This window comes from Mycobacterium sp. NTMscope_MAC_12 (assembly GCF_976985675.1).
Genome location: NZ_CDRJYY010000001.1, coordinates 1,175,804 through 1,188,053 on the forward strand (window position 1 = coordinate 1,175,804; position 12,250 = coordinate 1,188,053).

General features: G+C 67.6%; 9 protein-coding genes. 6 read left to right on the forward strand and 3 right to left on the reverse strand.

What is annotated here, in order from left to right; genetic code table 11:
• Nucleotides 1–6 precede the first annotated feature (6 nt).
• From AC0KS4_RS05590 to AC0KS4_RS05610, 5 genes are all read left to right on the forward strand, one after another.
• Nucleotides 7–489 (forward strand): single-stranded DNA-binding protein, encoded by a 483-nt coding sequence (locus AC0KS4_RS05590; protein ID WP_238957508.1) that lies wholly within the window; start codon nt 7–9, stop codon nt 487–489.
• Between the two features lie 77 nt (nt 490–566).
• Complete coding sequence (ettA, locus tag AC0KS4_RS05595) at nt 567–2,243, forward strand: energy-dependent translational throttle protein EttA (RefSeq protein ID WP_225327079.1); 1,677 nt, start codon at nt 567–569, stop codon at nt 2,241–2,243.
• Nucleotides 2,244–2,320: 77 nt separating this feature from the next.
• Entirely contained in the window at nt 2,321–7,165 is a 4,845-nt protein-coding gene (locus AC0KS4_RS05600) for an NAD-glutamate dehydrogenase (RefSeq protein WP_238957509.1), read from the forward strand.
• Nucleotides 7,162–7,575, forward strand: a complete 414-nt coding sequence (locus AC0KS4_RS05605; RefSeq protein ID WP_238957510.1) for an acyl-CoA thioesterase — start codon at nt 7,162–7,164, stop codon at nt 7,573–7,575. The genes AC0KS4_RS05600 and AC0KS4_RS05605 overlap by 4 nt, the downstream gene beginning before the upstream one ends.
• A complete protein-coding gene (locus AC0KS4_RS05610) occupies nt 7,563–8,234 on the forward strand; it encodes a DUF8010 domain-containing protein (protein WP_238957511.1) in 672 nt (223 codons plus the stop codon). Before AC0KS4_RS05605 ends, AC0KS4_RS05610 begins: the two co-directional genes overlap by 13 nt.
• A 78-nt stretch (nt 8,235–8,312) precedes the next feature.
• Here the strand turns inward: AC0KS4_RS05610 and AC0KS4_RS05615 are convergent, their stop codons facing one another.
• From AC0KS4_RS05615 to AC0KS4_RS05625, 3 genes are all read right to left on the reverse strand, one after another.
• Nucleotides 8,313–9,329 (reverse strand): FAD/NAD(P)-binding protein, encoded by a 1,017-nt coding sequence (locus AC0KS4_RS05615; protein ID WP_238958005.1) that lies wholly within the window; start codon nt 9,327–9,329, stop codon nt 8,313–8,315.
• 88 nt (nt 9,330–9,417) lie between these two features.
• Nucleotides 9,418–10,983, reverse strand: a complete 1,566-nt coding sequence (locus AC0KS4_RS05620; RefSeq protein WP_238957512.1) for a glycoside hydrolase family 13 protein — start codon at nt 10,981–10,983, stop codon at nt 9,418–9,420.
• 25 nt (nt 10,984–11,008) lie between these two features.
• A complete protein-coding gene (locus tag AC0KS4_RS05625) occupies nt 11,009–11,404 on the reverse strand; it encodes a globin (protein ID WP_225327084.1) in 396 nt (131 codons plus the stop codon).
• Nucleotides 11,405–11,548: 144 nt separating this feature from the next.
• Between AC0KS4_RS05625 and AC0KS4_RS05630 the strand changes: the two genes are divergently transcribed.
• Nucleotides 11,549–12,199, forward strand: a complete 651-nt coding sequence (locus AC0KS4_RS05630; protein WP_238957513.1) for an HNH endonuclease — start codon at nt 11,549–11,551, stop codon at nt 12,197–12,199.
• The last annotated feature ends 51 nt before the right edge of the window (nt 12,200–12,250 follow it).

The window sequence follows — 12,250 nt, forward strand, 5'->3', positions numbered from 1 at the left end:
CAGCCAATGTTCGAAACACCGCTTACCGTCGTGGGCCATATCGTCAACAACCCGGAGCGTCGGCAGGTCGGCACCCAGGAGGTCATCAAGTTCCGCGTGGCCAGCAATTCGCGCCGGCGCACGGCTGACGGCGGCTGGGAGGCCGGCAACTCGCTGTTCATCAACGTCAATTGCTGGGGCAAGTTGGTCACCGGCGTGGGGGCCGCGTTGGGCAAGGGCGCACCGGTGATCGTGGTGGGCCACGTCTACACCAGCGAGTATGAGGACCGCGACGGCAACCGCCGCTCGTCACTGGAGATGCGGGCGACCTCCGTCGGGCCGGACGTGTCCCGCGCGATCGTGCGCATCGAGCGGCCGGGCTACACCGGTCCGACTCCCGCCGACGCCAACGCAACGCCGGCGGTTGCGGCCGACACCGCGGGTGAGGGCGCCGGTGCCGACGGTGGCGACGAGTCCGACGACGCAGCACCGCTGTCGCTGTCGGCTTAGCTGCGGGCCCGGGCCCGCCGGGCGATGCCTAGGATGGTCCGCGAGATCACTCGCAACCAGAAAGGCACAACCGCGGCATGGCTGAGTTCATCTACACGATGAAAAAGGTCCGCAAGGCGCACGGCGACAAGGTGATCCTGGACGACGTCACGTTGAGCTTCTATCCAGGCGCCAAGATCGGTGTCGTTGGGCCCAACGGCGCCGGCAAGTCGAGCGTCTTGCGGATCATGGCGGGCCTGGACAAGCCGAACAACGGTGACGCCTTCTTGGCCAACGACGCGACCGTCGGCATCCTGCTGCAGGAGCCGCCGCTGAACGAGGAGAAGACCGTTCGCGGCAACGTCGAAGAGGGCCTGGGCGAGATCAAGGTCAAGCTCGACCGCTTCAACGAGGTCGCCGAATTAATGGCCACCGACTACTCCGATGAGTTGATGGAGGAGATGGGCAGGCTGCAGGAGGAGCTCGACCACGCCGACGCGTGGGACCTCGATTCGCAGCTGGAGCAGGCCATGGACGCGCTGCGCTGCCCGCCGCCCGACGAGCCGGTGACCAAGCTCTCCGGTGGTGAGCGCCGCCGGGTGGCGCTGTGCAAGCTGCTCCTGTCCAAGCCCGACCTGCTGCTCCTCGACGAGCCCACCAACCACCTGGACGCCGAGAGCGTGCAGTGGCTCGAGCAGCACCTCGCCTCGTATGCGGGCGCGATCCTGGCGGTCACGCACGACCGGTACTTCCTGGACAACGTCGCCGAATGGATCCTGGAACTGGACCGCGGCCGCGCCTACCCGTACGAGGGCAACTACTCCACGTACCTGGAGAAGAAGGCCGAACGGCTGGCGGTGCAGGGGCGCAAGGACGCCAAGCTGCAGAAGCGGTTGACCGAGGAGTTGGCCTGGGTGCGCTCCGGGGCCAAGGCGCGCCAGGCCAAGAGCAAGGCGCGGCTGCAGCGCTACGAGGAGATGGCCGCCGAGGCCGAGAAGACGCGCAAGCTCGACTTCGAGGAGATCCAGATCCCGGTCGGTCCGCGGCTGGGCAACGTGGTGGTCGAGGTCGACCATCTCGACAAGGGTTACGGCGGCCGCACCCTCATCAAGGACCTGTCGTTCACCCTGCCGCGCAACGGCATCGTCGGGGTCATCGGCCCCAACGGTGTCGGTAAGACGACGCTGTTCAAGACCATCGTCGGACTCGAGCAGCCGGACAGCGGCACGGTCAAGGTCGGCGAGACGGTCAAGCTGAGCTACGTCGACCAGACCCGCGCCGGCATCGATCCCAAAAAGAACGTCTGGGAAGTCGTCTCCGACGGCCTGGATCACATCGTCGTCGGCCAGACCGAGGTGCCGTCGCGCGCCTACGTCTCGGCGTTCGGGTTCAAGGGCCCAGACCAGCAGAAGCCGGCCGGTGTGCTTTCGGGCGGCGAGCGCAACCGGCTCAACCTCGCGCTGACGCTCAAGCAGGGCGGCAACCTCATCCTGCTCGACGAGCCCACCAACGACCTCGACGTCGAAACCCTGAGCTCCCTGGAGAACGCCCTCGAGCAATTTCCCGGCTGCGCGGTGGTGATTTCGCATGACCGGTGGTTCCTGGACCGCACCTGCACGCACATCCTGGCGTGGGAGGGTGACGACGACAACGAGGCCAAGTGGTTCTGGTTCGAGGGCAACTTCGGTGCATACGAGGAAAACAAGGTCGAACGGCTCGGCGCCGAGGCCGCCCGGCCGCACAGAGTGACCCACCGCAAGCTGACGCGCGACTAGTGTCGGCTCTGCCCCCGCCGCGCGGGACCGGGGCGTTTGAGCGCATTGACAACCGTCGCCAGTTGGGAGCAGTCGGCATGACGATCGATCCCGGAGCCAAACAGGATCTCAAGCCATGGACGACCTTCACCCAGCAGCAGGACATTCCCAAGTGGATCTCGAAAGCCTATGTGGAGAGCTATCGCGGTCCGCATAACGACCAGTCCGGGGGCGCCGAGACCAGGCCCATCGACCTGACCGTCCCGGCGGCGATCGTCACCCCGGCCATGCTGAGCGCGCACTACCGGCTCGGCCAGCACCGTCCCGACGGCGAGAGCCGAGTCGCCGTCTACCCCGCGGAGGACCCCGCCGGGTTCGGGCCGGCGCTGCAGGTCGTCACCGACCACGGCGGCATGCTGATGGATTCGGTGACCGTGCTGCTGCACCGGCTCGGCGTTCCGTACACGGCGATCATGACGCCGGTGTTCGACGTGCGCCGCAACCCCGCCGGCGACCTGCTCAGCGTCGAAGCGAAGCCCCAGGGCGCGTCGCAATACGCCGGCGAGGCGTGGATACACGTGCAGCTCCTGCCGACCGTCGACAGCAAGGGACTCACCGAGGTCGAACGGCTGCTGCCCCGCGTTCTGGCCGATGTGCAACAGGTCGCCAGCGACGCGTCGGCGTTGATCGCCGCCCTGACCGATCTGGCCGCACAGGTCGAATCCAACCCCGACGATCGCTTCTCGGCGCCGGACCGCGACGACGTCGCGGCGCTGCTGCGCTGGCTGGGCAACGGCAACTTCCTGCTGCTGGGCTATCAACGCTGCCACGTGCACGACGGGCGGGTGTCCGGCGACGGGACCCCCGGCCTCGGCGTGCTGCGCACCCGCACCGGCTCCCGCCCCCGGCTGACCGACGACGACCGGCTGCTGGTCCTGGCGCAATCCGTGGTGGGCAGCTACCTGCGGTACGGCGCCTACCCGTACGCCATCGCGGTCCGCGAATACGCCGACGGCGGCGTGCTCGAGCACCGCTTCGTCGGGCTGTTCACGGTCGCCGCCATGAACGCCGACGTCCTGGAGATCCCCACGATCTCGCGGCGGGTCCGCGACGCGCTCGCGATGGCCGACAGCGACCCGATCCACCCCGGCCAGCTGCTGCTCGACGTCATCCAAACCGTTCCCCGCTCGGAACTGTTCACGCTGAGCGCCGAACGGTTGTTGGCGATGGCCAAAGCGGTGGTGGATCTCGGCCCGCAGCGCAACGCGTTGTTGTTCCTGCGCGCCGACAGCCTGCAGTACTTCGTTTCCTGCCTGGTGTATCTGCCCCGCGACCGCTACACCACGGCGGTGCGGCTGCAGATCGAAGACATCCTGGTCCACGAATTCGGCGGCACGCGACTGGAATTCACCGCGAGGGTCAGCGAATCACCGTGGGCGCTCATGCATTTCATGGTCCGCCTGCCCTCCGATGACCCCGGCGCCATCCACGTCGACGTCTCCGAGGACAACCGGATCCGCATCCAGGGGTTGCTGAGCGAGGCGGCGCGCACCTGGACCGACCGGATGATCGCCGCCGCCGCCGAAGGCTCCGTCGGGCACGCGGACGCGGAGTACTACGCCGACGCGTTTCCCGAGGTCTACAAGCAGGCCGTCACGCCGGCCGATGCCATCGAACAGATCGGGATCATCAAAGAGCTGCACGACGATTCGGTCAAGCTGGTGTTCCTGGAAGGCGAGGACGGATCCGCCCAGCTGACCTGGTTCCTGGGCGGGCGCACCGCCTCGCTGAGCCAGCTGCTGCCGATGCTGCAGAGCATGGGCGTGGTGGTGCTCGAGGAGCGGCCGTTCACCGTCACCCGGTCGGACGGGCTGCCGGTGTGGATCTATCAGTTCAAGATTTCCCCGCACCCGACCATCAGGTTGGCGTCGACGCAAGCCGAGCGCGACGCGATGGCCGAGCGATTCGCCGACGCCGTCACCGCGATCTGGCAGGGACGCCTCGAGATCGACCGCTTCAACGAACTGGTGATGCGCGCGGGGCTGCGATGGCAACAGGTCGTGCTCTTGCGCGCCTACGCAAAGTACTTGCGGCAGGCCAACTTCCCCTACAGCCAGTCCTACATCGAATCGGTGCTCAACGAACACCCCTCGACCGCGCGGTCGCTGGTCGCGCTCTTCGAGGCGCTGTTCGACCCCGACCCGTCGAGTGCCGCTACGGGTCGTGACGCGCAGGCGGCCGCCGCCGCGGTCGCCGCCGACATCGACGCGCTGGTGGGTCTGGACACCGACCGCATCCTGCGCGCCTTCGCGTCGCTGGTGCAGGCCACGCTGCGGACCAATTACTTTGTGACACGCGAGGGTTCGGCCCGGGTCCGCGACGTGCTGGCCATCAAGCTGGACGCCCAGCTGGTCGACGAGCTGCCGCTGCCGCGCCCCAGGTACGAGATCTTCGTCTATTCACCGCGGGTCGAAGGCGTGCACCTGAGGTTCGGCCCGGTGGCCCGCGGCGGCCTGCGCTGGTCGGACCGTCGAGACGACTTCCGCACCGAAATCCTGGGTCTGGTCAAGGCGCAAGCGGTCAAGAACGCCGTCATCGTGCCGGTCGGGGCCAAGGGCGGGTTCGTCCTCAAGCGGCCGCCCCTGCCCACCGGGGACGCCGCCGCCGATCGGGACGCCACCCGCGCCGAGGGCGTCGCCTGCTATCAGCTGTTCATCTCCGGCCTGCTCGACGTCACCGACAACGTCGACCACGCGACCGGAAAGGTCAGCCCGCCAACGGAAGTCATCCGCCGCGACGGCGACGACGCCTACCTGGTGGTGGCCGCGGACAAGGGCACCGCCACGTTCTCCGACATCGCCAACGACGTCGCCAAGTCCTACGGCTTCTGGCTGGGCGACGCGTTCGCGTCCGGCGGGTCGGTCGGCTACGACCACAAGGCCATGGGCATCACCGCCAAGGGGGCGTGGGAGGCGGTCAAACGGCACTTCCGGGAGATGGACGTCGACACCCAGACCGAGGACTTCACCGTGGTCGGCATCGGCGACATGAGCGGCGACGTCTTCGGCAACGGCATGCTGCTGAGCAAGCACATCCGGCTGCTCGCCGCCTTCGACCACCGGCACATCTTCCTCGACCCGGACCCCGACACCGCGGCCTCGTGGGACGAACGCCAGCGGATGTTCGACCTGCCGCGGTCCAGCTGGGACGACTACGACAAGTCGCTGATCAGCGAGGGCGGCGGGGTGTACAGCCGGGAGCACAAGTCCATTCCGGTCAGCCCCCAGGTCCGCGACGCGTTGGGCATCGGCGGTGAGGTCACCGAAATGACCCCGCCCAACCTGATTAAGGCGATCCTGCAGGCGCCGGTGGATCTGCTGTTCAACGGCGGGATCGGCACCTACATCAAGGCCGAGTCCGAATCGGATTCCGACGTCGGTGACCGCGCCAACGATCCGGTGCGCGTCAACGGTTCTGCGGTGCGCGCCAAGGTGATCGGCGAGGGCGGCAACCTCGGGGTGACGGCGTTGGGCCGCGTCGAATTCGATCTTGCCGGCGGCCGGATCAACACCGACGCGATGGACAACTCGGCCGGCGTGGACTGCTCCGACCACGAGGTCAACATCAAGATCTTGATCGACTCCCTGATCACCGCCGGCAAGGTCAAGCCGGAGGAACGCAAACCGCTGCTGGAGTCGATGACCGATGAGGTCGCCCAACTGGTGCTCACCGACAACGAGGACCAGAACGACCTGATCGGCACCAGCCGCGCGAACGCGGCCAGCCTGCTTCCGGTGCACGCCAGGCTGATCCAGTACCTGGTGGACGAGCGCGGCATCAACCGGGAGCTGGAAGCGCTGCCCTCGGAAAAGGAGATCCAGCGCCGGTCCGACGCCGGCATCGGGCTCACCTCACCGGAGATGTGCACCCTGATGGCGCACGTGAAGCTGGGGCTCAAAGAGGAGATGCTCGAAACCGAACTGACCGAACAGGACGTGTTCGCCTCCCGGTTACCCCTGTACTTTCCGAAACCGTTGCGGGAACGGTTCACTCCGGAGATCCGCACGCACCAGCTGCGCCGCGAGATCGTCACCACCATGCTGATCAACGACCTGGTGGACGCCGCCGGCATCAGCTACGCCTTCCGGATCGTCGAGGACGTCGGCGTCGGATCGGTCGACGCGGTGCGCACCTACGTCGCCACCGACGCCATCTTCGGCGTGGGGGAGATCTGGCGGCGCATCCGCGCGGCGAATCTGCCGGTCGCCCTGTCGGATCGGCTCACACTGGACACCCGGCGGCTGATCGACCGCGCCGGACGCTGGCTGCTCAACTACCGTCCGCAGCCCTTGGCGGTCGGCGCCGAGATCAACCGGTTCGCCGCCAAGGTGAAGGCGCTGACGCCGCGCATGTCGGAATGGCTGCGCGGTGACGACAAGGCCATCGTGGAGAAGGAAGCCGCGGAATTCGCCTCCCAGGGCGCACCCGAAGACCTGGCCTACACGGTCGCCGCCGGCCTCTACCACTTCAGCCTGCTCGACATCATCGATATCGGCGACATCAACGACATCGACGCCGCCGAGGTCGCGGACACCTATTTCGCCCTGATGGACCGGCTCGGCACCGACGGCCTGCTGACCGCGGTGTCCGAGCTGCCACGAAGGGACCGCTGGCATTCGTTGGCGCGCTTGGCAATCCGTGACGACATCTACGCCTCGCTGCGCTCGCTGTGCTTCGATGTGCTCGCCGTGGGGGAGCCCGACGAAAGCGGTGAAGAGAAGATCGCCGAGTGGGAACACCTGTCCGCCTCCAGGGTCGAGCGGGCCCGCCGGACACTGATCGAGATCCAGGAAAGCGGGGACAAGGATCTCGCGACGCTGTCCGTCGCCGCGCGACAAATCCGTCGCATGACCCGCACGAGCGGAAGAGGTTCATCGAGTTGAGCATCGGCTTCGTCGCGCCCGTGCTGGTGCGCTGGTCGGACATCGACATGTACCAGCACATCAACCACGCCACCATGGTCACGATCCTCGAAGAGGCGCGGGTCCAGTTCCTGCGCGAGGCATTCGAGGTGGACATCTTGACGATCGGGTTGCTCATCGCCGAGGTCAAGGTGATCTACAAGGGTCAGCTTCGGCTGGTCGATTCGCCGCTGCAGGTGACGATGTGGACCAAGCGGTTGCGGGCGGTCGACTTCACGCTGGGCTACGAAGTCCGTTCGGTCAGCGCGGATCCGGACTCGAAGCCCGCCGTCATCGCCGAGTCGCAACTGGCCGCCGTCCACATCGAGGAGGAGCGGCTGGTGCGGCTTTCGCCACAGCATCGGGAGTACCTGCAGCGGTGGATCAGGTAGCCGACCGCGGCCTGTGGCTGGGCGCGCAATCCAGGGCCGAGCACCGCAGGGACCTGGCCGCGTTCCTCGACCGCGCGCTGCGACTCGATGAGGCGGCGATCATCCGCTTGCGGACCCGATCCGAGGGGCTTCTGACCGCCTGGGTCGCAACGGGTTTCGACGTGCTGGCCAGCAGGGTGGTGGCAGGCGAGGTCCGGCCCGGGGATCTGTCCGTGGGCGCGGACGCGCTGGCGCGCGGCCTGTCCGCTATGGACGACTCCGGCTACGTCGATCCCGGCTTCGCGATGGACTCGGCGTGGCGGGGCGCGTTGCCGCCGGAATCCGGATTCACTCACATCGAGGACATCCCGGCCAGGGTGGTGCTCGGCCTGGCGCAAAGCGGCGCGCGACTTGCCAAGGAGCACAGCAGCTCTCACGGCCCGCCGGTTTCCCTGCTCGACCAGGAGGTCATTCAGGTGAGCGCCGCCGACGTCCACGTGGGGTTGCCGATGCGCTGCGTGTTCGCACTGACCGCGATGGGCTTCCTGCCGCAGTCACCCGATGCGGTCGACGCCGAAGAGCTGATCCGGGTCCGCATCACGCCGACGTGGCTGCGTGTGGACGCGAGGTTCGGTTCGGTGTATCGCCGCCGCGGCGATCCCGCGCTGCTACTGGGCTGAGTTCAAGGCCCGCCGGGGAGACGAACGAAATCAGCCTGAGTTTAAAGCGGCCGCCGGCGCTCCGGCGGTCGCCGAAGATCAGGGCCCGTAGCGCAGCCACAGCGGCAGAACGGCGTCCAGATAGTCCATGAATTTCTTCAGCCCCACCCGGAATTGCCCGTACCCGTAGGGGTCTTGCGCGTACTGAGGAAACGCGATGCCCACCCCGAACAGGCCGGGAGCGAGGATTCCGTTGGTGCGGTTGTAGTCCAGCGGGCCCCACTGCGGTGTCTCGGGCAATCGTCGGCGTTCGAAGCCCACGGTATAAACCACCCGGTCGCACCGGGCCAGCTGCCCGGAGAACTCCGGGCTCGACACCCAGCACCGCTCCAGTCGTTCCGGAAGCACCCCGTCGATGTTTTCCCGCGCCCACACCGCCGCCTGGCCCTTCAGCCCGGTGTCGTCGAACAGGATCCAATCATCAAAGTACACAGCGTATTTCAGCGGGCTTCGGTAGAAGTTGATCACCCGCTTGACGGGATGGCGCAGCAAATTCGGCAGCACGATCATGGACGAGTGCGATGAGCCGAACACGCCGACCGTCGCGCCCTGCAGCGGCTCCCGCGCGAGCTTCTCGGGATCGAGGGCGACCTCCACCAAAATTTCGTCGAGCTCGGGGTGGTAAAGCTTCTTGGCGGTCGCCCCGACGGCCAGGATCACGTTTGTGGAGACGATGTCGTCGTGTTCGGTCTCGATCCGCCACCGCCGGTTTTCCAGGTACAGCGCCGTCGCGGACGTCGTGAACGTGGCGACCTGCTCACGCAGATGCCCGGTGATCCACACCAGCGGTTCGGCCACCAGCCCCAGGGCGCAGGTTTCCCGGGGGTCGATTTCCCGCAGCGGCATGGGTGGTGCCTCTTCGAATCGAAATGACTTGGAGCCGTTGAAGTATTCGAGGAAGAGGCCCACGTGGGTATTGCTCGACACCGACCGCCACTTTTGGCCGATGTCGCCGCCGGCGAAGGCGGGATCGACCCAGGCGATCCTTTCGGCCGCGATCCCGTGATCGAGCAGCCGCCCCACCGCGGCGACGCCCGCCGGCCCGGCACCGATCACTGCCCACGCGTAGGAAGTCATGCACCACATATAGAGCAGTGCGCGGCGAAACGCCCACCGGGTCCCGGGCCGGTAAGCCCCGAGCCGGCTACGCCAGCCAGGCCGCGGAGTCCGGGGGGAGTTTCCCGTCGAGCAGCGGCGCGCTCGCCAGGATGAGTTCCCCCGGCGGCAGGGGCACGGGTTGTGCGCTGCTGTTGAGCGCGCACACCAGGCCGCCGGGACGTCGGAAGGTCACCGCATCGCCGGACGCGTCGAGCCACTCGACACCGTCGCCGTCGAATTCGACTCGCCGCTTGCGCAATCCGAGCGCGCGCCGGAAGAACGACAGCGTCGAGTCGGGATCGGCGCTCTGCTTTTCGACGGTCAGCGCCGCCCATTGCCTCGGCATCGGCAACCAGGTGTCGGCACACGACGAGAACGCGAACGGGGGGTCGTCGCCCGACCACGGGATCGGCACCCGGCATTTGTCGCGTCCGCGCTCGGTGTGTCCCGAGCGCTCCCACGTCGGGTCCTGCAGCACCTCGTCGGGCAGCTCGACGTCGGGCAGCCCCAGTTCCTCGCCGTTGTAGATGAACACCGCGCCCGGCAGGGCGAGCATCACCATCGCCATCGCGCGGGCCCGGCGCAGCCCCAGGTCGCCGCCGCCGTAGCGGGTGACCTCGCGGCCGACGTCGTGGTTGGACAGCGTCCAGGTCGGTACGGCGTCTTGCAGGGCGGTGGCGGCCAGCGAGTTCTGGATCGCGTCACGGATCGCGGCGCCGTCGAAGTCGATCCGCGTCAGCCGGAAATTGAACCCGAGGTGCAGTTCGTCGGGCCGCAGGTACTCCGCCCAGCGGGCGTTGTCGGTGACCCAGACCTCGCCGACGGTCACCGCCCCGGGATAGTCGTTGATCACCCTGCGGATGTCGCGGTGGATGTCGTGCACGCTCGGGTTGTTGAAGCGCGGGTCGTCGTCGGTGTGGTGCAACACCTTGGACTCGAGGTCGGGCGAATCCGGCAGGCCGGCCGGCTTGGCCATGCCGTGCGCGACGTCGATGCGAAATCCGTCCACGCCGCGTTCCAGCCAGAAGCGCAGCGTCTTCTCGAAATCGTCGAAGACGTCCGGGTGCTCCCAGTTGAGGTCCGGCTGCTCGGTGTCGAACAGGTGCAGATACCACTGGCCGGGATGGCCGTCGGGTTCGACCACTCGGGTCCACGCCGGTCCGCCGAAGACCGAGGTCCAGTTGTTGGGCGGCAGCTCCCCGTCGGCGCCGCGGCCGTCGCGGAAGAAGTACCGTTCCCGCGCGTCGGCGCCCGGGCCGGCCGCCAGCGCCGCGGCAAACCACGGATGGGCCGAACTGGTGTGGTTGGGCACCACGTCCATGGTGATCTTCATGCCCCGCCGGTGCGCCGCGGCGATCAGCCGTTCGATGGCGGCCATCCCGCCGAACAACGGGTCGATGTCGCGCGGATCGGCGACGTCGTAACCGTGGTCGGCCATCGGGGAGACCGTGACCGGGTTGAGCCAGATCGCGTCCACGCCGAGTCGCTCGAGGTGATCCAGGCGGGCCGTCAGCCCGTCCAGGTCGCCGACGCCGTCGCCGTCGCTGTCGGCGAACGACCTCGGATACACCTGATAAAACACCGCGCTCGACCACCACGCTGCCGGGCTCATGCCGCTCCGTTCGGTTCGCTGGGCTTCAAAACGAGGAGTTGACCAGTGAGTCGGCGGCCATCTCGAGATAGCTGAGCAACTCGCGGCGATGCTCGTCGTCGAGTGTCGCCGAATCGATGGAGGCGACGGCCGTGTGCATGCAGCGCAGCCACGCGTCGCGCGCCAGCGGAGTGATCCGAAACGGGACGTGCCGCATCCGCAGCCGGGGGTGTCCCCGCAGGTCAGAATAGGTGCGCGGGCCGCCCCAATACTGCTCGAGGAACATCCGCAAGCGCTCTTCGGCGCCCTCGAGGTCGTCCAGCGGATACAGCTCGCTCAGAATCTCGTCCTCGGGCACCTGAGCGTAAAAGCGCGACACGATCGCGTGGAAAGTCTCGGCACCGCCGACAGCGTCGTAGAAGGACTGTCCTACCTCATCCATCGCCGTCCATTGTGGGGCATCGCCGCGGCGGCGAGCGGAGGCGGCCCGATCACGCTCCCGCTGTTCACCGGCTGGACACGGCGTTTCACCTGCAATAGGGGTGCGATTGGCGACGAATCATGGTGGACTGTTCGCGGAGGATCTATGGCGCAGGGCAAAAGACGCCGCAGCCACCGCAGTAGTCAGGTGGCCGCGGCAGGGTTAACCGGGCCCACAACCGTGTCATCGCTGCACAGTGTTGAGATCCATCCGCCCGCCCGCCCGGAGGGCGCTTCCATCTGGAGTCGGCGGCGGGTGCTGCTGCTGAATTCCACCTACGAACCGCTGACCGCGCTGCCGATGCGGCGCGCCATCGTCATGGTGATCTGCGGCAAGGCCGACGTGGTGCACCACGACCCGGCCGGCCCGGTCATCCACTCGGCGACCAGCTCGATCGTGGTGCCGTCGGTGATTCAGTTGCGGTCGTACGTCCGCGTCCCCTACCGGGCGCGCGTCCCGATGACCCGCGCCGCGCTGATGCACCGCGACCGGTTCTGCTGCGCCTATTGCGGGGCGAAGGCGGACACCGTCGACCACGTGGTGCCCCGCAGCCGCGGCGGCGATCATTCCTGGGAGAACTGCGTCGCCTGCTGCTCGACCTGCAACCACCGCAAGGGCGACAAGCTGCTCAGCGAGCTCGGCTGGGCGCTGCGCCGGGCGCCGATGCCGCCGACGGGGCAGCACTGGCGGCTGTTGTCGACGGTCAAGGAGCTGGACCCGGCCTGGGCCCGATACCTCGGTGAAGGCGCCGCCTGACCGCCAATCCGGTGTCCGGTCGCGCCGGCGGATCGCGTGGTGGGATACGGT

What these genes read in the sequence shown, in the direction of transcription:
- AC0KS4_RS05630 (WP_238957513.1), top strand. Translation starts at nt 11,549, where the DNA reads ATGGCGCAGGGCAAAAGACGCCGCAGCCACCGCAGTAGTCAGGTGGCC.
- AC0KS4_RS05590 (WP_238957508.1), top strand. Translation starts at nt 7, where the DNA reads ATGTTCGAAACACCGCTTACCGTCGTGGGCCATATCGTCAACAACCCG.
- AC0KS4_RS05600 (WP_238957509.1), top strand. Translation starts at nt 2,321, where the DNA reads ATGACGATCGATCCCGGAGCCAAACAGGATCTCAAGCCATGGACGACC.
- ettA (WP_225327079.1), top strand. Translation starts at nt 567, where the DNA reads ATGGCTGAGTTCATCTACACGATGAAAAAGGTCCGCAAGGCGCACGGC.
- AC0KS4_RS05625 (WP_225327084.1), bottom strand. Translation starts at nt 11,404, where the DNA reads ATGGATGAGGTAGGACAGTCCTTCTACGACGCTGTCGGCGGTGCCGAG.
- AC0KS4_RS05620 (WP_238957512.1), bottom strand. Translation starts at nt 10,983, where the DNA reads ATGAGCCCGGCAGCGTGGTGGTCGAGCGCGGTGTTTTATCAGGTGTAT.